This window comes from Mycobacterium parascrofulaceum ATCC BAA-614, from assembly GCF_000164135.1.
GTDB classification, from domain to species: Bacteria; Actinomycetota; Actinomycetes; order Mycobacteriales; family Mycobacteriaceae; genus Mycobacterium; species Mycobacterium parascrofulaceum.
Genome location: NZ_GG770558.1, coordinates 95987 through 116385, shown reverse-complemented (window position 1 = coordinate 116385; position 20399 = coordinate 95987). Strand labels below are relative to the sequence as shown.

Here is a 20399-nt window from a genome sequence, read left to right as displayed (position 1 = left end):
GCGGCCCGCGACCGCGCGCAGGCCGCCGCACCGCCGGCCGGCGCGACGGGTTCCGCCCCTCCGCAAGTCTCGGGCGACGGCAGGGCCGTCATCGGGGTGGTGCCCGTCAGCGCCGACCTGTCCGGACTCGCGTTGAGCGACGTCGTCGGAAACCTGCGCAAGGCGGCGCACACCGGGCTGCCCACCGAGCTGCAGGCCCACGTCACCGGGGGTCCGGCGTTCGGCGCCGACATCGCCGGCGCGTTCACCAACGCGAACGTCACCCTGCTCGCGGTGACGGCATCGGTGGTGGCGCTGCTGCTGATCGCCACCTACCGTTCCCCGGTGCTGTGGCTGGTGCCGCTGCTGGTCGTCGGCTTCGCCGACCGGGTCGCGGCGGCGGTGGGGACGGCCGTGGCGTCGCTGACCGGGCTCAGCTTCGACGGGGCGACGTCGGGGATCACCAGCGTGCTGGTCTTCGGCGCGGGCACCAACTACGCGCTGCTGCTGATCTCCCGCTATCGGCAAGAACTTCGGCGCCATGACCAGCACCGGGACGCGCTGCGCCGCGCGGTGCGGATGGCCGGGCCGGCGATCGTCGCCAGCAACGCCACCGTGGTGCTGGCATTGCTCACCCTGCTGTTCGCCGCCACACCGAGCACGCGCAGCCTGGGCGCGCTGGCGGCCTGCGGGCTGGTGGTCGCGGCGGCGTCGGCCCTGGTGATTCTGCCGCCGCTGCTCGCGCTGTGCGGCCGGCGATTGTTCTGGCCGTTCATCCCCCGCCCCGAGGACGCCGACGGTGTGGACAGCGGCGCCTGGCACCGCGTCGGGGACTGGGTGAACCGGCGCCCCGCGCTGGTTGCGGTGGTGGCGGTCGCCGGCCTGGCGGCGCTGGCGACCGGCCTGCTGGGCACGCGCATCGGCTTGTCGCAGACCGAGCAGTTCCGGGTCCGCGCGGACTCGGTGACCGGTTACGACGTTGTGGCCAAACATTTTCCGGCCGGGCTGACCAACCCGACGCTGGTCATCGCCCCCAGCCTCTCGCGGGTGCCGGAGGTCATCAGGGCCACACCGGGCGTGGTGTCGGCGACCGACTCCGCCCGCTCCGCGTCCGGGTTGACGAAGTGGTCGGTGGTGATCGATGCGCCACCGTCCTCCGACCGCGCATTCAAAATCATCGCGGCACTGCGTGATACGACGAAGTCGGTCAGTCCCGCGGCGCTGGTGGGTGGGGCCGATGCGCAGGCGCTCGACGTCCGCGACGCGGCCACCCACGACCGGCATCTGCTGATCCCGGCGATTCTGGCGGTCATCCTCGCCGTCCTCTATGCCCTGCTGCGATCCGCGCTTGCCCCGCCCACGCTGCTGGCGGCCACGATCCTCGGGGCGCTTGCCGCCCTCGGCATGGGCGGCTTGGCCAGCAGCCACGTCTTCGGGTTCCCGGCGCTGGACAACAGCACGCCGCTGTTCGCGTTCCTGTTCCTGGCCGCCCTCGGCGTGGACTACACCATCTTTCTGGTCACCCGGGCCCGCGAGGAGGCCGCGCGGCGCGGCGCGCGCGCGGGGATGGTCGCGGCGGTGTCGGCCACCGGCGGCGTGATCACCAGTGCGGGAATCGTTTTGGCCGCCGTCTTCTGCGTGCTCGGCGTCCTGCCGTTGATCGTGCTCACCCAGCTGGGAACCATCGTCGGCCTCGGCATCCTGCTGGACACCTTCGTGGTCCGCACACTGGTCATCCCCGCGTTGTTCGCCCTCATCGGCGACCGCATCTGGTGGCCCACCGCGCCGCAGCACGCGAAAGCCGTTGCAGGGCAAGCAGAACGTCAACAAGAACGGAGCATCCCGTGAACAAGTCGATCCTGGCCGCCACGAGCCTGGCCGTCGCCGTCGCCGGCGGAACCGGAAGCATCGCCAACGCCAAGGCCATTCCCACCTGGTACGCGCGGCTGCGCAAGCCGCCGTACCAGCCACCCAACGCCGCCTTCCCGGCGGCATGGACCACGCTCTACGGCGACATCGCGGTCACGTCCGCGGTGGCGATCGACCGATTCCGGGCCGCGGGACAACACGACCAGGCGCGCCGCTACGCCGCGGCCCTCGGCGTAAACCTGGTGCTCAACGCGGCATGGAGCTGGCTGTTCTTTCGTTTCCACAAGCTCGGGGCGTCGGCGGCCGGTGCCGCCGTGCTGACGGCCAGCAGCGCCGACCTGGCGCGGCGGGCCGGGCAAGCCGACCCACGGGCCGGGCTGGCGCTGTCGGCGTACCCGCTGTGGTGCTCGTTCGCCACCGTCCTGGCCACCCACGTCTGGCGGCTCAACCGCTGAGAGAGCCCATGAATTTCGCATTGCTCTGGCTGCGTCGCGACCTTCGGCTGCGGGATCATCCGGCCCTTGTCGCCGCGGCCCAAAACGAACAGGTGCTCGCGTGCTTTGTCTTGGACCCGCGGTTGGAGGCGTCCTCGGGCGAGCGTCGCCTGCAATACCTGGGTGACGCGCTGCGCCGGCTGCGCAGCGACCTGGACGGCCGGCTGCTGGTGACCCGCGGGCTGCCCCACGAGCGGATTCCCCGCATTGTCAAGGAGATCGGCGCCTCGTCGGTGCATGTATCGACCGACTTCGCGCCGTTCGGGCGGCGCCGCGACGACCGGGTCCGCGCCGCTCTGGGCTCGGTACCGCTGGTCGCGACGGGCTCGCCCTATCTCGTGTCGCCCGGTCGGGTCACCAAGCAGGACGGCACCCCCTACCAGGTGTTCACCCCGTTCCTGCGGAAATGGCGCGAGGTGGGCTGGCGGTCGCCGGCGAAATCGGGTGCCGAGTCGGCGCACTGGATCGATCCGGACCAAGTCGCGATCCCACAGTGCGACATTCCCGATCCCGGTGCCACCCTTGACCTCGCCGCCGGCGAGCGGGCCGCGCTGTTCGAGTGGGAGGCGTTCGTCAACGACGGGCTGGAGCGTTACGCCGCGGACCGCGACCGGCCCGACCTCGAGGCCACCAGCCGCATGTCGGCCCACCTGAAGTTCGGCAGCATCCATCCCCGGACGATGGTCGCCGACCTCGACCTCCGCGAGCCCGGGGCGCAGGCGTACCTGCGCGAGTTGGCATTTCGCGATTTCTACGCCGACGTGCTGCATCACTGGCCGGCCAGCGCCTGGCGCAATTGGAACCACCAGTTCGACGGCATCCGCACCGACACCGGCGCCGAAGCCAAACGCCGCTTCGAGTCGTGGAAGGCCGGCGAGACCGGCTTCCCGCTGGTGGACGCCGGCATGCGTCAGCTGCGCGAGACCGGCTTCGTGCACAACCGGGTGCGGATGATCGTCGCGTCGTTCTTGGTCAAGGACCTGCACCTGCCCTGGCAGTGGGGCGCCGAGTGGTTCCTGGACCAGCTCGTCGACGGGGACATGGCAAACAACCAGCACGGGTGGCAGTGGTGCGCCGGCTGCGGCACCGACGCCGCGCCGTACTTCCGGGTGTTCAACCCGACCAGCCAGGCCGCGAAGTTCGACCCGTCCGGGGATTACATCCGGCGGTGGGTGCCCGAACTGCGCTCCGTCGACGATGCGCACCTGCGCAAGGGCGAACGCCCGGCCGGCTACCCGGCCCCGATCGTCGACCACGGCGCCGAGCGCGCCGAGGCCCTGCGGCGTTACCAGAGCATCTGACGGCGCCGAACGCGCCTCGCACAGCAACGAATTGTCGGGTGCGTGAATGTTTGCTCAATCGGCTGCCCGGGACTGTTTGGGATGCGATTATCAGCCGATTCACAGTTGTCAAGCCGCTCGGGAGGCCCCCATGACACCCTTCATCGCTCGGACGTTGCTGGTCTCCGGCGCCGCCGCGGGATTGCTCGCCGGCGTCACCGCCTGTTCGTGTTCCGTCGGCTCGTCGCACACGGTCAGCAAGAGCGATGTCGCCGGTCAGATCACCTCGACGATGACCGACGCCGCGGGCAACAAGCCCGACTCGGTGAACTGCCCGAACGACCTGCCCGCCAAGGTTGGGGCGCAACTCAATTGCGAGATGAAGGTCAAGAACCAGACTTTCAATGTCAACGTGACCGTGACCAGCGTCGACGGAAAGGACGTCAAGTTCGACATGGTGGAGACGGTCGACAAGGACCAGGTCGCCAGGATCATCAGTAACAAGCTGGCGCAACAGGTGGGCCGGCGGCCGGACGCGGTGACGTGCCCCGACAACCTGAAGGGCGTTCGGGGCGCGACGCTGCGCTGCCAGCTCGTGGACGGCAGCGACAAATATGGCATCGCGGTGACGGTGACCAACGTCGACGCGGGCGACGTCAAATTCGACTTCAAGGTCGACGACCACGCCGAACCGCCGAGCTAGCGGTGATCGCAAGCGCGGCGAAGCCGGGCGCTGCGGGTCACCGCCATAGACCTAGCGGTGAGCCTAGCGGGCGGCCTTCTTGCGTTCGATGTCGGCCAGCGCGGCGGCCAGTTCCGCGCGCTGGGCGGCCGTGCTCTCCCAGGCAAGCTGGCGGTTCTTGACCACCTTGGCCGGCGCACCGACCGCGATCGAGTAGTCGGGGACCACGCCGCGCACCACCGCGTGCGACCCCAGCACGCAGCCGCGGCCGACGGCCGTGCCGCGCAGCACCGTCACCTTCACCCCCACCCAGGTGTCGGGCCCGATCCGCACCGGCGACTTCACGATGCCCTGGTCCTTGATCGGTAGGTCGATGTTGTCCATGCGGTGGTCGAAATCGCACACGTAGCACCAGTCGGCCATCAGGACCGAATCGCCGAGCTCGATGTCCAGATAGGCGTTGATGACGTTGTCGCGGCCGAGCACCACCTTGTCGCCGAACCGCAGCGAGCCCTCGTGCGCGCGGATGGTGTTCTTGTCGCCGATGTGCACCCACCGGCCGATCTCCAGCTGCGCCAGTTCGGGCGTCGCATGGATCTCCACGTCCTTGCCGAGGAAGACCATGCCGCGCGTGATGATGTGCGGGTTGGCGAGCTTGAATTTCAGCAACCGCCAGTACCGCACCAGGTACCAGGGCGTGTAGGCGCGGTTGCGCAGCACCCACTTCAGCGAGTCCAGCGTGAGGAATTTGGCCTGGCGCGGGTCCCGCAAGTTCGATCCACGCCAGCGGCGATGGACCGGCGCGCCCCACATGCTCGTCATGGCCGGACAGCCTAGCGCGCGCGATCGTGCACCGAGAACCGCGGGCAATCCGCTGCGGCCGGGCCGCCACGGGTTACCCTCACCTGTACTCACCGGCCGCCCATGCCGATCGTCCCGCGGAAGGATCTGGGTATCGAGGTGCTTGACCGACATCTCCCGCGCGGGCTTCGGCGTTGGTCATCTGCGCTGCTGGCGGCCGGGATCACCGTGGGGCTCGGCGGGTGCGGCAACACCGACTCGTGGGTGGAAGCGTCGGCCGCGGCCGGCTGGCCCGCCCAGTACGCGGACGCGGCCAACAGCAGCTACACGGCCACCGGCGGCGCCACCCAACTGGCGTTGCGGTGGACGCGCTCGGTCAAGGGGAGCCTGGCGGCGGGGCCGGCGATGAGCGCGCGCGGCTATCTCGTCCTCAACGCGCAAACCCCGGCGGGGTGTTCGCTGATGGAGTGGGAGAACGACGACAACGGCCGGCAACGCTGGTGTGTCCGCCTGGTGCAGGGCGGTGGCTTTGCGGGCCCGTTGCTCGACGGTTTCGACAACGTCTATGTCGGGCAGCCGGGTGCGTTCGTCTCCTTCCCGGTCACGCAGTGGACACGGTGGCGGCGGCCGGTGATCGGAATGCCCGCGACCCCGAGGTTTCTCGGGCACGGGCAACTGCTCGTCGCGACGCACCTCGGCCAGGTGCTGGTCTTCGAGTCGCACCGCGGCGCGGTGGTGGGCAGCCCGTTGGATCTGGTGGAGGGCGTCGACCCCACGGATGCGACGCGCGGGCTGGCCGACTGCGCGCCGGCCCGGCAGGGCTGCCCGGTGGCCGCGGCGCCCGCGTTTTCGGCGGCCAGCCAGATGGCGGTGCTCGGTGTCTGGCAGCCGGGCGCGCCGGCCGCGGGCCTAGTCGGGCTGAAGTATCACCCGGGACAGACGCCGCTGCTATCCAAGGAGTGGACGAGCGACGCGATCCAGGCCGGTGTCATTGCCAGCCCGGTGCTGTCCGCCGACGGGTCAACCGTCTACGTCAACGGCCGCGACCAACGGCTGTGGGCGCTGCACGCCGCCGACGGGAAGGTGAAGTGGTCGGCGCCGCTGGGGTTCCTGGCGCAGACGCCGCCCGCGGTCACGCCGGCCGGCCTCATCGTGTCCGGCGGCGGGCCGGACACGCGGCTGGTGGCGTTCAAGGACGCGGGCGACCACGCGGACCAGGCGTGGCGCCGCGACGACGTCGCCCCCCTGTCGTCGTCGAGCCTGGCGGGCGCCGGCGTCGGCTACACGATCGTCAGCACCACGGCCGCCAACGGCGCCCCGGGCATGTCGCTGCTGGTGTTCGACCCGGGCACCGGCCACACCCAGGGCAGCTACCCGCTGCCCGCGGCCACCGGCTACCCCGTCGGGGTCTCGGTCGGCGCCGATCGCCGGGTGGTGGCCGCGACCAGCGACGGCCAGGTGTACGGTTTCGCCCCGGCGTGACCGGGCCATACTGACCCCATGGCCCCCGATGACGACGAGGTGCAGGCCGCGGTCGCCGCTTACTCCGGAAAGAGCGAGCGCAACCTGGCGGTGGACCGCACGGCGACCGTGGTGCTGCTGGCCGTCCACGCCTTCCTGATCGCGGTCACGATTGGCCTGCTGGGCCTGTTCGTCATGGGCACCGACCCGTGCGGCTACCAGAAGTGCGGCGACCCGGCGTGGATCGATCGCGCCATGTTCCTGGGAATCGGCGGTGGCGCCGTCGTCTTCGTCGCAGCCCTGATCGTCGCGATCCGCCGCCTCGCCCGGCGCCGCACCGCCTTCTTCGTCCCGCTGCTGGGTTGCGTCGCGCAGGTGGCGCTGGCGGTCGGCGCCGCGGCGATGGAGACGTTGGCCGGCCCCGTCTAGGACCTGATGATGGTGGCGACCCGCCTCGCCCGGCTACGCCGCGCTTGCGATCGCCACTCACTCGATGGTGGCGACCCGCCTCGCCCGGCTACGCCGCGCTTGCGATCGCCACTCAGAGGGCCAGCGGCGGGATGGCGTTGCGGGGCACCTCGGCCTGGACCGGCCCGGAGAACGCCGGCAGCATCTCACCGGGCGCGAAGTAGAAGATCAGCTGGTCGTCGGTGATGGCGAAATTCTGGTAGTGCGTCGGGTCGTGCCCGGTCGAGGGCGGAATGGCGGCGCCGAACGGGGTCTGACGTTCCAGGTCGCGCTGCACCACCGGGAAGATGCTGTCCAGGGGCGCGGTGCCCGGCGCGAACAGGCTGTCGAACGTGATCGGCTGCTTGGTCCCGAGGTTGTAGTTGAACGCCTTGTACCAGATCGAGGGGTGTGTTCCGCCGAGGTCCTGGAAGAACTTGAGCACGACGCTGCGGGTGTTGTGCGGCGGCTGACCGGAGGTGCGCTGTTCGGTGGTGGCCTCGAGCTGGTAGGGCTGATCGCGGGACCCGGAACTCTGCGCGACCGCGATGAAACCGTCCCGGTTTTGGGTGATGTAGTCGGCGAGCGCCTGCTCGTCGGGGTAGTCGGCGGGGAACGCCATGTTGAGCATGTAGGTGGGGCCGACGGCGCGCAGGCGACACATCTGGCCGTCCTCGATGGTGCCGCCCAAGCTGGCACACGTCGGTGGCGCGGCGGCCGCCGGCCAGGCCACCAGGGCCGCCGACGCGACCAGCACGGCCGCTATCAGATAACGCATTCTTTTATTGTCCTTGCAGGTTAGGCGGGGCTGGGCGCCTGGCGAAGCGATCGCACCAGCCTACCCGGCGCTATCGCGACGGACGGCAGACGAACGCCGTCGCGCGGGCGGCGGCCCGTGACCCGATGCGGGTGATGACGACCGACAAGGGCCGGCCACCGCGCGGCCGCATCCGGCGCCGCAACGCGTCGGGGTCCACGCGCACACCGCGCACCAGGACCTCCAGCGACCCGCAGTCCAGCGCCGACAAGGCCTGGCGCAGCCGCCGCTCGTCGAACGCCAGCTGCTCGAGCACCTCGAAGCCGCGGACGGCGGGCGGCAGCGCGTCCCCGGACAGGTAGGCGATGTCGGGGTCGAGCTGCCACAGCCCGTGCCGCGCGCCGTAGTGGCGCACCAGCCCGGCGCGCACCACCGCGCCGTCGGGGTCCACGATCCATCGCCCGGCCGGCCGCACCGGGCAGTCGTCGGGGTCGGCGTCGGTGATCTGCTCGCCGCGATCGAGGACGCTGGCGCGCCGGCGGACATCCGGTTGCGCCAGCCCGGCCGACCACAGGCACGCTTCGCGCACCGAGCCGCGATGTGACGTCACCTCGATCTCGCCGGCGAAGCCGAGTCGGCCCAATTCAGCGAAATCAATTCCGGGAGAGCACTTTACGACGATGTCGCGGCCCCGGTACGCATCGAGCACGGCGCCCAGGGCCGGCCGGTAGTCATCGAGGCGAAAGCGGCGGCGTCCGCCGCCGCGCCGGGCGGGGTCGACGAGCACCGCGGCGCCGCGGGTCACGGGGGCCAGTGCGTCCGCGCGGCACAACGCGGCGGCCTCCCCCAGGTTGTGCCGGGCCATCGCCAGCCGCACCGCGTCGAGGTCGCTGCCGACCGCCCGGACCCCCCGCCCGCGCAGCGCGGCCAACTCGGTGCCGATCGAACAGGTCGCGTCGTGCACGACGACCCCCGCCTCGGCGAGGCGCCCCGCGCGGTGCACGGCCACCGGGGCCGCCGTGGCCTGCTGCAGCGCCTCGTCGGTGAACAGCCAGTCCGACACGGGGATTTCGGCGCCCAGACCGCCGAGTTTCTCCGCGGCGCGCCGGCGCAGCAACGTCGTCTCCACCAACACCGCCGCCCGATCGCCGAACCGCGCCCGCGCCGCGGCGATGTCGGCGACCCGGGTGGCGTCGGTCAGCTCGAGCCGGCCCACCGCGGCCAGCGCCGCGGCGCCCGTTTCCGACCGCAGATAACGGACGTCCCCGGCGCCGAAGGTGAGGCCGTCACTCAGGAGGGCTTGACCCCGGTGATCATCACGTTGTAGAACCAGCCCTTCGGGGCGACGTGCCGCATCACGTTGGCGTCCAGCCAGCTCAACGCCTTCCAGCTGTTGAACGCGAACTTCGCCCAGCCCCAGCCCAGCCGCCCGGGCGGCACCGCGCATTCGAATGTGCGCAGCGGCCAGCCCAGCATCGCGGCGGTGAATTCGACGGTGGCCGTTCGCACTTCGGCGGCGCCCGCATTGCCGGCGATCCGCTCCAGGTCCCCCGGGGTAAAGGTGTGCAGGTCGACGACGGCCTCCAGCGCGGCCGCGCGGGAGGATTCGTCGAGCTCGGCCTGCGGCCGCCGCCAGCCGCCCAGGCCCGGCAACTTCGTGACGTTGGTCGCGGCGCGCCAGGTCAAGGTGGACAACGTGCGGGCATAGGTGTCGCCGACGGTGGTCGGCTCGCCGGCGAACACGAACCGGCCGCCGGGGCGCAGCACGCGGACGACCTCGCGCAGCGCCAGCTCGACATCGGGGATGTGGTGCAGCACGGCATGCCCGACCACCAGGTCAAAGGTGTTGTCCTCGTACGGGATTCCCTCCGCGTCGGCGACCCGGCCGTCGATGTCGAGCCCCAGCGACTGCCCGTTGCGGGTGGCGACCTTGACCATCCCGGGCGACAGGTCGGTGACCGACCCGCGCCGGGCCACCCCGGACTGGATCAGGTTGAGCAGGAAAAACCCGGTGCCGCAGCCTAATTCGAGCGCCCGGTCGTAGGGCAGCTCGCGCTGCACCTGGTCGGGAACGATGGCGTCGAAGCAATCCCGGGCATAGTCCACGCAGCGCTGGTCGTAGGAAATCGACCATTTCTCGTCGTAGGACTCGGCTTCCCAGTCGTGGTAGAGCACCTGGGCGAGCTTGCTGTCATGCCGGGCCGCTTCCACCTGCTCGGCTGTGGCATGCGGGTTGGGTACGGCATCGGTCGAACTCGTCGTCATGAAGGGCAGCCTAACGGGCGCCGGAGCCGGAGTCCTCGTCGCCGGTCTGACCTGCGGCGAACACGTCGACGTAACGGCGCCGCTCGGCGGCGGCCCGCTCGGCCGGGCCCGCCTCGAACACGTCGTTGATGCACGCCTTGGCGGCGGCCAGCGCGTGTCGCGGGCCGTCCAGGAAGCGGCGCGCCCACCCCGCCGCGGCGTCGTACACGTCGTCGGGGGCCACCATCTCGTCGATCAGGCCCAGCGCCAGCGCCTCCTCGGCGTCGAAGAACCGGCCGCTGAACACCAGTTCCTTGGCCCGGCTCGCCCCGGCCGCCCGGGTCAGGCGGGCCATGCCGTCGCCGCCGGGGATCAGTCCGGCCAGCATCTCGGTGGCGCCGAACTTCACGTTGTCACCGCTGACGCGCCAATCGGCGGCCAGGGCCAGCGTGAGCCCGGCGCCCAGCGCGTATCCGGTGATCGCGGCCACGGTCGGCTTGGGGATGGCCGCCACGGCGTCGATGGCTTGCTGGCGGGCCCGGGCCGCCGATTCGGCCTCCGGGGCGGTCAGCGTCCGCAGCTCGGGCATGTCGTCGCCGGCGGAGAAGATCTCGTGGCCGCCGAAAAGGATGACCGCGGCGACGTCGTCGCGCTCGGCCAACTCGGCGGCCGCGGCCACGATCTCCCGGTAGACCTGCCGCGTCATGGCGTTGGTCGGCGGCCGCGACAGCAGCAGCATGGCCAGGCCGGCGTCCCGCGAGCCGTCGCTGACCACCGTGCTGACGAACTCCCTCAATGCCGCCACCCCATCCCGCCGGCTTCGCGCGCCTGGTGGTAGCGGTCGGAGTCGAAGAACTCGAACACCCAGTTGTCGCCCTGGATCTCCAGGTGTGGCTGCACCGGCACGATCTGGCGCTCGACGGCCAGCACCTCGGCGACGGTCCGGCCCGCCAGCGAATCCAGCTGGGTCCACGTCGGCGGCAACAGGAAGCAGCGGCCGGCGGAGAAATCCTCGATGGCCGCCTGCGGCGTGGTCCACCCGGCGCGATCGGACTCGGTGTTCTCACCGTCGGCCCGCTGACCCTCCGGCAGGGCTCCCACAAAGAAGTACGTGTCGTAGCGGCGGGTGCGCTCGGCTTCTGGGGTGACCCAGTTTGCCCACGGCCGGAGCAGGTCGGACCGCAGCTCGAGGTTCTCGCGGCGCAGGAAGTCGGCGAACGACAGCGTGCCGTCGGCGAGCTCGCGGCGCGCGTCGGCATACACCGAGGCGTCGCCGACGATCCCGTCCGGGTCGCCGGCCGGCCCCGCGAACAGCACGCCCGATTCCTCGAACGTCTCCCGGGCCGCCGCGCAGACCAGCGCCTCGGCCAGGCCCGGTTCGATGCCGAACCGCCCCGCCCACCACTGCGGTGGCGGGCCGGCCCAGGCCCCGATGCCACCCAAGTCCGCGTTGCGGTCGCGATCGTCGACCCCGCCGCCGGGAAAGACCATCGTCCCGGCGGCGAACTCCATCTTGGCGTGCCGGCGCATCAGGAACACCGCGATCCCGCCGGGGTCGTCGCGGACCAGCATCACAGTCGCGGCCGGGCGCGGGACCAGCGGCGGCTCGGTCGGTGACGTCATAGCTGCCTCCGGTGGGCTGCGCGGGTGCGGATGCGTCGGGCGAAGTAGCGCCCGTCGACGACGTCGAGGGCGATCGACTGTCCGAACGCGGTGGACAGGTTCTCGGCGGTCAGCACGTCGGTCAGCAGCCCCGCGGCGACCACGCGCCCTTCCGACAACAGCATGCAGTGGCTGAAGCCGGGCGGGATCTCCTCGACGTGGTGGGTGACCAGTACCAGCGCGGGGGCGTCGGGGTCGGCGGCGAGGTCGGCCAGCCGCGCCACCAGTTCCTCGCGGCCGCCCAGGTCCAGGCCGGCGGCGGGCTCGTCGAGCAGCAACAGTTCCGGGTCGGTCATCAGCGCGCGGGCGATCAACACCCGCTTGCGCTCGCCCTCCGACAGCGTTCCGTAGCGACGGTCCGCGAGGTGCTCGGCGCCGAGGCTCTCCAGCATGTCGATGGCGCGGCGGTAGTCGACGTCCTCGTAGCGCTCCCGCCAACGGCCCAGCACCGCGTAGCCGGCCGAGACGACCAGATCAGACACCACCTCGTCGGTGGGGATGCGCTGCGCCAGCGCCGACGAGCTCAGTCCGATCCGCGACCGCAACTCCGAGACGTCCACCCGGCCCAGCCGCTCGCCGAGCACGAAGGCCACGCCCGACGACGGGTGCTCGGCCGCCGCCGCAATGCGCAGCAGCGACGTCTTGCCGGCCCCGTTGGGGCCGACGATGACCCAGCGCTCGTCGAGTTCGACCGTCCAATCCAGCGGCCCGACGAGGACACGCCCGTCCCGCAGCAGTGCGACGTCGCGGAAGTCGATCAGCAGATCGGGGTCGGCTGCCTCCGTACCGATTTCGGGCACCCGACCATCGTGCCGTACGGGGAAGCTCGGATACCTGCCGGGTCGTCAGCCCCCGCGACCAGTCGCAGAATCGCATGAGGTTGGCGAAGATCGTGCGATTTCCTGTCTGCTCGCGGGCAGCCGGCGGCTAAGCGTCGGGCGGGATCTCCACCCGGCGCACCTCGCCGTCCACCGCGTCGGCGGCCTCGATTTCGCCGCGGGTCACGCCCAGCAGGAACAACACCGTGTCCAGGTACGGGTGGCTCAGCGACGCGTCGGCGACCTCACGCAATGCCGGCTTGGCGTTGAACGCCACCCCCAGCCCGGCGGCGGCCAGCATGTCGATGTCGTTGGCGCCGTCGCCGACGGCGACGGTCTGCGCCATCGGCACCCCGGCCCGCTGCGCGAAGTCCCGCAGCGCCGTGGCCTTGCCGGCGCGGTCGACGATCGGGCCGACCACCCGTCCCGTGAGCTTGCCGTCGACGATCTCCAGCTCGTTGGCGGCGACGTAGTCCAGCATCAACTCCTCGGCCAACGGCTCGATGATCCCCCGGAAGCCACCCGAGACCACCCCGCAGTGAAAACCCAAGCGCCGCAACGTCCGCAGCGTGGTCCGAGCGCCCGGCATCAGCTCCAGCTGCTCGGCCACCTCGTCGATCACCGAGGCGGGCAGGCCCTCCAGGGTCGCCACCCGCTGTTCGAGCGACTGCGCGAAGTCCAGTTCCCCCCGCATGGCGGCCTCGGTGATCGCGGCGACCTTCCCCTCGGCTCCGGCCCGGGCGGCCAACATCTCGATGACCTCGCCCTGCACCAGCGTCGAGTCCACGTCGAACACGATCAGCCGTTTGGCCCGCCGCTCCAGCGTGTAGTCCTCGACCGCCACGTCGACGCGCTCCTCCGCCGACACCTGGTTCAGTGCGGTCCGCAACGCGGCATCCGAACCGGGCGGCACCGAGACCCGCAGCTCCAGGCCGGTCACCGGGTAGTCGGAGACCCCGCGGATCAGGTCGATGTTGACCCCCAGCCGGGCCACCGCCCGCGCCACCGCGCCGAACGCGCCGGCGGTGATGGGCCGCCCCAGCACGAAGATCGTGTGGGTCGAGGGATCCCGGATGATCGGCACGTCGTCGCTGCGCTCGATCCTCACGTCGAGGCCCACCGCGCGGATGGCCGACTCGACGTCCCGGCGCAGGTCCGGGCCGTCGGCGACGTCCGCGGGGCAGCACACCAGCACGCCGAGCGTCAGACGGCGCCGAATCACCACCTGTTCGACGTTGAGCAGCTCGACACCGTGCCGGGACAGCGCCTCGAACAGGGCGGACGTGACGCCCGGTTGGTCCACTCCGGTGACGGTGATCAACACCGACACCTTCGCTGTGCTCACGCGGGACAGCCGCCGATCAGGCCATCAGCTGCGAACCTGGACGTCGTCCATCCTGGTGACGTCCTTGTCCGTCGGCCCGTGCGCGCGGCCCACGTGCGCCTCGGCGCGCAGCCGCTCCACCATGTGCGGGTAGTGCAGTTCGAATGCCGGGCGCTCCGAACGAATTCGGGGCAGCTCGGTGAAGTTGTGCCGCGGCGGCGGGCAGCTGGTCGCCCACTCCAGCGAGTTGCCGTAACCCCACGGGTCGTCGACGGTCACGACCTCGCCGTAGCGCCAGCTCTTGAAGACGTTCCAGACGAACGGGAACATCGACACGCCCAGGATGAAGGCGCCGACGGTCGACGCGATGTTGTACGGCTGGAAGCCGTCGGAGGGCAGGTAGTCGGCGTAGCGGCGCGGCATGCCCATGTCACCCAGCCAGTGCTGCACCAGGAAGGTGGTGTGGAAGCCGATGAAGGTCAACCAGAAGTGCAACTTGCCCAGCCGCTCGTCGAGCAGCCGGCCGGTCATCTTGGGGAACCAGAAGTAGACGCCCGCATAGGTGGCGAACACGATGGTGCCGAACAGCACGTAGTGGAAGTGCGCCACCACGAAGTACGTGTCGGTGACGTGGAAGTCCAGCGGCGGGCTGGCCAGCATGACACCGGTGAGGCCGCCCAGCAGGAAGGTCACCAGGAAGCCCACCGAGAACAGCATCGGCGTCTCGAAGGTGATCTGGCCCTTCCACATCGTGCCGATCCAGTTGAAGAACTTGATCCCGGTCGGCACCGCGATCAAATACGTCATGAACGAGAAGAACGGCAGCAGAACGGCACCGGTGGCGAACATGTGGTGAGCCCACACCGCGACCGACAGCGCCGCGATCGACAGCGTCGCGTACACCAGGGTGGTGTAACCGAAGACCGGCTTGCGCGAGAAGACCGGGATGATCTCGGTGACGACGCCGAAGAACGGCAGCGCGACGATGTACACCTCGGGATGGCCGAAGAACCAGAACAGGTGCTGCCACAGCAGGACCCCGCCGTTGGCGGCGTCGTAGACGTGGGCCCCGAGATGGCGATCGGCGGCCAGCCCGAACAGCGCGGCGGTCAGGATCGGGAATGCGATCAGGATCAGGATCGACGTGACGAGGATGTTCCAGGTGAAGATCGGCATCCGGAACATCGTCATGCCGGGCGCGCGCATGCAGACCACCGTGGTGATCATGTTGACCGCGCCCAGGATGGTGCCCAGACCGGCGACGATCAGGCCGGTGATCCAGAGGTCTCCCCCGGCGCCGGGTGAGTGCACGGCGTCAGACAGCGGCGTGTAGGCCGTCCAGCCGAAGTCCGCGGCCCCGCCCGGCACGATGAATCCACCCATCGCGACCAGCCCGCCGAAGAGGAACAGCCAGAACGAGAAGGCGTTCAGCCGCGGGAACGCCACGTCGGGCGCGCCGATCTGCAGCGGCAGCACCAGGTTGGCCAAACCGAACACGACGGGCGTGGCGTAGAGCAGCAGCATGATCGTGCCGTGCATGGTGAACAGCTGGTTGTACTGCTCGTTCGACAGGAACTGCAGTCCCGGCGCGGCCAGCTCGGTGCGCATCAGCAGGGCCATCAGTCCGCCGATGAAGAAGAACACGAAACACGTGACCGTGTACATGATGCCGATCAGCTTGTGATCGGTGGTCGTGATCAGTTTGTAGATGAGGTTCCCTTTGGGACCGGTCCGGTCCGGGTACGGACGAACGGCCTCGAGTTCTCCCAAGGGGGGCGCTTCGGCTGTCAACAGCTTCTCCAAACATCCGGATAGGAAGGGGCCCAAAAACAGAGCTGCCACGAATCTTAGCGGCCGATCATGCCGACGTCAGGGCTGGTCCTACAAACTGTCGTAATTGGGTCGGCGGCGCGGCGTGTCGTTTCGGCGCGCCGGGCGTGGAGCCGGCGGGTGTTAGCGTCTGACGCGTGCTTTTCGGCGTGACCCGACCCGGGTCCCTGCGCGCGGCCGCCGCGCTGGCGGTGGCCGTCGCCGTCACCTGCAGCGGCTGTGGATCGGGCAAACCCGGCGCCAAGTCGGCGACCCCCTCGCTGGTCACCCCCACCACGCAGATCGCCGGTGCCGGCGTGCTCGGAAACGACCGTCACCCGGACGAGTCGTGCGCGCGGGAAGCCGCGGCGGCCGACCCCGGGCCGAAGACGCGGCAGGCGCACAACGCCGCGGGCGTCACCCCGGACGTGGTGCAGGTGCCCGCCGAGCCGCAGCGCATCGTCGTGCTGTCCGGTGACCAGCTCGACGCGTTGTGCGCGCTGGGCCTGCAGTCGCGGGTGGTCGGCGCGGCGCTGCCGGACGGATCGTCGAGCCAGCCCGCCTACCTGGGCAGCGCGGTGCACGGCGTGCCCGGCGTCGGGACCCGGAGCAAACCGGACGTCACCGCTATCGCGGCGAGCCATCCCGACCTCATCTTGGGGTCCCAGGGCCTGACACCCGCGTTGTATCCGCAGCTGGACGCGATCGCCCCGACCGTGTTCACCGCCGCCCCCGGCGCCGCCTGGCAGGACAACCTGCGCGGCGTGGGCGCCGCCACCGCGCGCGGCGCCGCGGCGGACGCCCTGCTCAACGGCTTCTCGCAGCGGGCCGGCGACATCGGCGCCCGGCACGACGCCTCCCATTTCCAGGCCTCCATCGTGCAGCTGACCACCGACACGATCCGGGTGTACGGCGCCAACAACTTCCCGGCCAGCGTGCTCGGCGCGGTAGGGGTGGACCGGCCCGCGTCCCAGCGATTCACCGACAAGCCGTACCTCGAGATCGGCGCCACCGACGCCGACCTGGCCAAGAACCCCGACCTTTCCGCCGCCGACGCCGACGTCGTCTACCTGTCGTGCGCCTCACCGGCCGCCGCCCAGCGCGCCGCCACCGTGCTGGACAGCAACCCGTGGCGCAAGCTGTCCGCCAACCACGACAACCGGGTCTACGTCGTCAACGACGAGGTGTGGCAGACCGGGGAGGGCCTGATCGCGGCCCGCGGCATCGTCGACGACCTGCGCCTGGTGAACGCCCCCATCAACTAGCGCCACGGCGGACCGCCGCCCGGCGCCCTAAGGTGATATCGGGCGGCCCCAATTGGCCCGAGAACATTACCTTAGCTAAACTTTTTCACGACGCGACCATTTCGAAGAGGGATATTCATGAGCACTGTCTCGGCGTACGCCGCCACGTCGGCGACCGAACCGTTGACCAAGACCACCATCGAGCGGCGTGACCCCGGTCCGCACGACGTAGCGATCGACATCAAGTTCGCCGGGATCTGCCACTCCGACATCCACACCGTCAAGGCCGAGTGGGGCAAGCCCAACTATCCCGTGGTGCCCGGGCACGAGATCGCCGGCGTCGTGAGCCAGGTCGGCTCCGAGGTCACCAAGTACAAGGTCGGCGACCACGTGGGCGTGGGCTGCATGGTGAACTCCTGCGGCCAGTGCAGCAGTTGCCGGGCCGGGCTCGAGCAGTACTGCAAGCCGGGCGCGACCTTCACCTACAACTCCATCGACAAAGACGGCACGCCGACGCAGGGCGGCTACAGCCAGGCGGTTGTCGTCAACGAGAACTTCGTCGTGCGCATCCCCGACTCGCTGCCGCTGGACAAGGCCGCGCCCCTGCTGTGCGCGGGCATCACGCTGTTCTCGCCGCTGCGGCACTGGAAGGCCGCGGAGGGCACGCGGCTGGCGATCATCGGCCTCGGCGGCCTCGGGCACATGGGCGTCAAGCTGGGCGCGGCGATGGGCGCGGAGGTGACCGTGCTGTCCCAGTCGCTGAAGAAGATGGAAGACGGGCTGCGGCTGGGCGCCAAGCACTACTACGCCACCGCCGACCCGGACACGTTCAAGAAGCTGCGCAACAGCTTCGACCTGATCCTGAACACGGTGTCGGCGAACCTGAAGCTCAACGACTACCTCGGCCTGCTCGACGTCGACGGCACCCTGGTCGAACTCGGCATCCCCGAGCACCCGATGGAGGTGGGGGCGTTCCCGCTGGCGTTGGCGCGGCGCAGCCTCTCCGGGTCGAACATCGGCGGGATCGCCGAAACCCAGGAGATGCTGGACTTCTGCGCCGAGCACGATGTGACGCCCGAAATCGAGCTGATCGAGCCGGATTACATCAACGAGGCCTACGAACGCGTCCTGGCGAGCGACGTGCGCTACCGCTTCGTTATCGACATCTCGAAGCTATGAGGCGACCTCTGACGTCTCATCGTGCGCGCAGCTGCGGGCCATTTCCTCGGCCGCCTCGGCGTGCTCGTCGTCGGGAACAACTTCGCTGACGTCGATGCCGGCCAGCGGCCAGCCGGCCGCGGCCAGCGTGGCAGCCACCCGGATGATGTTCTCCTTGCCGGCGTCGAACTGCGTCATGTCGGAGATGAATTCGGCGATCTCGTCGCGATCGATGACATGGTCGGCGAGCGCCGGGGATCCGTCCTTCGTGATTTCGCGCACCACCTCGCGGATCTGGTCTTCGGTCAGCGGGGTGCTGCGCAGCAAGGCCATCAGCGGCACGCGGTCCGGGCCCGGAACGCCGTTCGGGTAGCCGACCTGCAGCCACCGAATCACTGAACGGCAGAAATGGTGGCGGTGATCCTTCTCGGGGGAGGCGGGTTTCGTCACCAGAACAGTGTCGGGCAGCGGCATCACCGGCGCTAGCGAGGCGTCGATCCGTCCCCACAATTCACATGTCGTTCACTGCCTGAACATGTCGAAGGCTCGTTTGTCGCCGCCCGTCCCTACGATCGAGACGTGCTCACGGCGCTCGTCGTCATCCCCCTGGCCTGCGGGCTATGCGTCGGCGTCATGGAGCGCAGCCCCGGGACGGGCTTCGCGGCGTTCTACGTGCTGCTGCTGCTCGAGGTGCTCGTCGGCTGGGCGACCAATCGTCGATGGCCGCGCGGGGGCCGGTTGGACGCCAGCATGCGCGCGATCGACGCCATGGACGGGCTGGCGTTCGAGGGCTATGTGGCCGCCCGCCTGCGCCGCGCGGGCTGGCGCGTGACGTTCACCCCGCCCGCCGGGGACTACGGTGTCGACCTGATCGCCGAGAAGGACGGTCACTCCGTGGCGGTCCAGTGCAAGCGCTACGGCAAGTCGGTGGGCGTCGCGGCCGTCCAGCAGGTGGTCTCCGGCGCCCGCCACCACGGGTGCGCCAGGAGCATCGTGGTCACCAATCGGGAATTCACCAGGGCCGCAAGGCAACTGGCACACACCCACGGCTGCCAATTGATCGGCCGCAAGGTTTTGCAGGCCTGGGTGCCGCCGCCAGCGGGGAGCGACAGGAACCCGACGGGAAGAAACCCGGCGCCGCGGGTGTAGGAATAGAAGATCGGGCCGGCCCCAGTCCCTCCCCCCCGACGGTGCGGCCGGCCCGATTCTCAACCCATCTGCGGTGTCAGAAGTCCCAGTCCTCGTCCTCGGTGACGACGGCCTTGCCGATCACGTAGCTCGAGCCCGAACCGGAGAAGAAGTCGTGGTTTTCGTCGGCGTTGGGTGACAGCGCCGACAGGATCGCCGGGTTCACGTCGGTCTCGTCTCGCGGGAACAGCGCCTCGTAGCCGAGGTTCATCAGCGCCTTGTTGGCGTTGTAGCGCAGGAACTTCTTGACGTCCTCGGTGAGCCCGACCTCGTCGTAGAGGTCCTGGGTGTACTCCACCTCGTTGTCGTAGAGCTCGAAGAGCAGCTCGTAGGTGTAGTCCTTGAGCTCGGCGCGCTTGGCCTCGTCGACCAGCGCCAGCCCGCGCTGGTACTTGTAGCCGATGTAGTAGCCGTGTACGGCCTCGTCGCGGATGATCAGCCGGATCATGTCGGCGGTGTTGGTCAGCTTGGCCCGGCTCGACCAGTACATCGGCAGGTAGAAGCCGGAGTAGAACAGGAAGCTTTCCAGCAGCGTCGAGGCGACCTTGCGCTTCAGCGGCTCGTCGCCCTTGTAGTACTGCATGACGATCTCGGCCTTGCGCTGCAGGTTGGGGTTCTCCTCCGACCAGCGGAACGCGTCGTCGATCTCGGCCGTCGAGCACAGTGTCGAGAAGATGTTGCTGTAGCTGCGCGCGTGCACCGACTCCATGAACGCGATGTTGGTGTAGACGGCTTCCTCGTGCGGGGTCAGCGCGTCGGGGATCAGGCTGACCGCGCCCACCGTGCCCTGGATGGTGTCCAGCAAAGTCAACCCGGTGAACACCCGCATGGTCAGCTGCTTCTCACCGGACGTCAACGTTGCCCACGACGGGAGGTCGTTGGACACCGGCACCTTCTCGGGCAGCCAGAAATTACCGGTCAGCCGGTCCCAGACCTCGGCGTCCTTCTCGTCCTGCAGCCGGTTCCAGTTGATCGCCGAAACGCGGTCAATCAGCTTCATGTTTTCGGTCACCAGAACCCCACTTCACACGCCGTTTTGCCTGAGGGACGTCAGGCTCCAAACACTACCCCTGGGGTACGACAACACCGCGGAACACAAGAACTTGTGTTTGCGTGTCGTGGACGAACCCCGCATTCAATTGCACCTACCCCAGTATTCCGCGATTTCCGGGCCCTTGAAGC

Annotated in this window: 20 protein-coding genes; 9 read left to right on the top strand and 11 right to left on the bottom strand. The window is 69.7% G+C overall.

Going from position 1 to position 20399, the window contains the following annotated elements:
* The 4 genes from HMPREF0591_RS23850 to HMPREF0591_RS23835 form a co-directional block, all read left to right on the top strand.
* Window positions 1-1827 (top strand): MMPL family transporter (locus HMPREF0591_RS23850; protein WP_007171262.1); only part of this gene is annotated, 1827 nt, incomplete at its 5' end.
* Window positions 1824-2303 (top strand): TspO/MBR family protein, encoded by a 480-nt coding sequence (locus HMPREF0591_RS23845; protein ID WP_007171261.1) that lies wholly within the window; start codon window positions 1824-1826, stop codon window positions 2301-2303. The genes HMPREF0591_RS23850 and HMPREF0591_RS23845, both read left to right, overlap by 4 nt.
* Window positions 2304-2311: 8 nt before the next feature.
* A complete protein-coding gene (locus HMPREF0591_RS23840; RefSeq protein ID WP_007171260.1) occupies window positions 2312-3643 on the top strand; it encodes a cryptochrome/photolyase family protein in 1332 nt (443 codons plus the stop codon).
* A gap of 130 nt (window positions 3644-3773) precedes the next feature.
* A complete protein-coding gene (locus HMPREF0591_RS23835) occupies window positions 3774-4325 on the top strand; it encodes an anti-apoptotic protein (RefSeq protein WP_007171259.1) in 552 nt (183 codons plus the stop codon).
* Between the two features lie 63 nt (window positions 4326-4388).
* Here the strand turns inward: HMPREF0591_RS23835 and HMPREF0591_RS23830 are convergent, their stop codons facing one another.
* Complete coding sequence (locus HMPREF0591_RS23830; RefSeq protein WP_007171258.1) at window positions 4389-5126, bottom strand: acyltransferase; 738 nt, start codon at window positions 5124-5126, stop codon at window positions 4389-4391.
* A gap of 102 nt (window positions 5127-5228) precedes the next feature.
* Here HMPREF0591_RS23830 and HMPREF0591_RS23825 point away from each other — a divergent pair, with 102 nt between their 5' ends.
* Together HMPREF0591_RS23825 and HMPREF0591_RS23820 are read left to right on the top strand one after the other, a co-directional pair.
* Complete coding sequence (locus HMPREF0591_RS23825; RefSeq protein ID WP_007171257.1) at window positions 5229-6587, top strand: outer membrane protein assembly factor BamB family protein; 1359 nt, start codon at window positions 5229-5231, stop codon at window positions 6585-6587.
* Between the two features lie 18 nt (window positions 6588-6605).
* Window positions 6606-6995, top strand: coding sequence for a DUF6264 family protein (locus HMPREF0591_RS23820; protein ID WP_007171256.1), 390 nt, complete (start codon window positions 6606-6608; stop codon window positions 6993-6995).
* Between the two features lie 112 nt (window positions 6996-7107).
* Here HMPREF0591_RS23820 and HMPREF0591_RS23815 read toward each other — a convergent pair whose 3' ends face one another.
* From HMPREF0591_RS23815 to ctaD, 8 genes are all read right to left on the bottom strand, one after another.
* Window positions 7108-7791 carry an esterase gene (locus HMPREF0591_RS23815; RefSeq protein WP_007171255.1) on the bottom strand — a complete coding sequence of 228 codons (684 nt, stop codon included), beginning with the start codon at window positions 7789-7791 and terminating at the stop codon, window positions 7108-7110.
* 70 nt (window positions 7792-7861) lie between these two features.
* On the bottom strand, window positions 7862-9064 hold the full coding sequence (locus HMPREF0591_RS23810; protein WP_167310181.1) for a THUMP-like domain-containing protein: 1203 nt from the start codon (window positions 9062-9064) through the stop codon (window positions 7862-7864).
* Entirely contained in the window at window positions 9061-10035 is a 975-nt protein-coding gene (locus tag HMPREF0591_RS23805) for a class I SAM-dependent methyltransferase (protein ID WP_007171253.1), read from the bottom strand. The genes HMPREF0591_RS23810 and HMPREF0591_RS23805 overlap by 4 nt, the downstream gene beginning before the upstream one ends.
* 10 nt (window positions 10036-10045) lie before the next feature.
* On the bottom strand, window positions 10046-10810 hold the full coding sequence (locus tag HMPREF0591_RS23800; RefSeq protein WP_050790134.1) for an enoyl-CoA hydratase: 765 nt from the start codon (window positions 10808-10810) through the stop codon (window positions 10046-10048).
* On the bottom strand, window positions 10807-11637 hold the full coding sequence (locus HMPREF0591_RS23795) for an NUDIX hydrolase (protein ID WP_007171251.1): 831 nt from the start codon (window positions 11635-11637) through the stop codon (window positions 10807-10809). Before HMPREF0591_RS23795 ends, HMPREF0591_RS23800 begins: the two co-directional genes overlap by 4 nt.
* Window positions 11634-12476, bottom strand: coding sequence for an ABC transporter ATP-binding protein (locus tag HMPREF0591_RS23790; RefSeq protein ID WP_007171250.1), 843 nt, complete (start codon window positions 12474-12476; stop codon window positions 11634-11636). The genes HMPREF0591_RS23795 and HMPREF0591_RS23790 overlap by 4 nt, the downstream gene beginning before the upstream one ends.
* A 127-nt stretch (window positions 12477-12603) precedes the next feature.
* Window positions 12604-13839 carry a phosphoserine phosphatase SerB gene (gene serB, locus HMPREF0591_RS23785; protein ID WP_007171249.1) on the bottom strand — a complete coding sequence of 412 codons (1236 nt, stop codon included), beginning with the start codon at window positions 13837-13839 and terminating at the stop codon, window positions 12604-12606.
* A 24-nt stretch (window positions 13840-13863) separates the two neighbouring features.
* Window positions 13864-15609 carry an aa3-type cytochrome oxidase subunit I gene (gene ctaD / locus HMPREF0591_RS23780; protein WP_040623939.1) on the bottom strand — a complete coding sequence of 582 codons (1746 nt, stop codon included), beginning with the start codon at window positions 15607-15609 and terminating at the stop codon, window positions 13864-13866.
* Window positions 15610-15785: 176 nt separating this feature from the next.
* On the opposite strand from ctaD, the gene HMPREF0591_RS23775 reads away from it, so the two are divergent.
* Both HMPREF0591_RS23775 and HMPREF0591_RS23770 read left to right on the top strand, forming a co-directional pair.
* Entirely contained in the window at window positions 15786-16892 is a 1107-nt protein-coding gene (locus HMPREF0591_RS23775; protein ID WP_007171247.1) for an iron-siderophore ABC transporter substrate-binding protein, read from the top strand.
* Between the two features lie 117 nt (window positions 16893-17009).
* The gene (locus HMPREF0591_RS23770) at window positions 17010-18050 is read left to right on the top strand and encodes an NAD(P)-dependent alcohol dehydrogenase (protein ID WP_007171246.1); all 1041 of its coding nucleotides are present in this window, start codon (window positions 17010-17012) and stop codon (window positions 18048-18050) included.
* On the opposite strand, the gene HMPREF0591_RS23765 is transcribed toward HMPREF0591_RS23770, so the two are convergent.
* A complete protein-coding gene (locus HMPREF0591_RS23765; RefSeq protein ID WP_244269090.1) occupies window positions 18045-18479 on the bottom strand; it encodes a DUF3349 domain-containing protein in 435 nt (144 codons plus the stop codon). The two genes, HMPREF0591_RS23770 and HMPREF0591_RS23765, sit on opposite strands and share 6 nt — an antisense overlap.
* A 129-nt stretch (window positions 18480-18608) precedes the next feature.
* Between HMPREF0591_RS23765 and HMPREF0591_RS30430 the strand changes: the two genes are divergently transcribed.
* The gene (locus HMPREF0591_RS30430; RefSeq protein ID WP_007171244.1) at window positions 18609-19178 is read left to right on the top strand and encodes a restriction endonuclease; all 570 of its coding nucleotides are present in this window, start codon (window positions 18609-18611) and stop codon (window positions 19176-19178) included.
* A gap of 76 nt (window positions 19179-19254) precedes the next feature.
* Here the strand turns inward: HMPREF0591_RS30430 and nrdF are convergent, their stop codons facing one another.
* Window positions 19255-20229: a class 1b ribonucleoside-diphosphate reductase subunit beta gene (gene nrdF, locus HMPREF0591_RS23755; protein ID WP_007171243.1), complete on the bottom strand. Its 975-nt coding sequence runs from the start codon at window positions 20227-20229 to the stop codon at window positions 19255-19257.
* Between the last annotated feature and the right edge of the window lie 170 nt (window positions 20230-20399).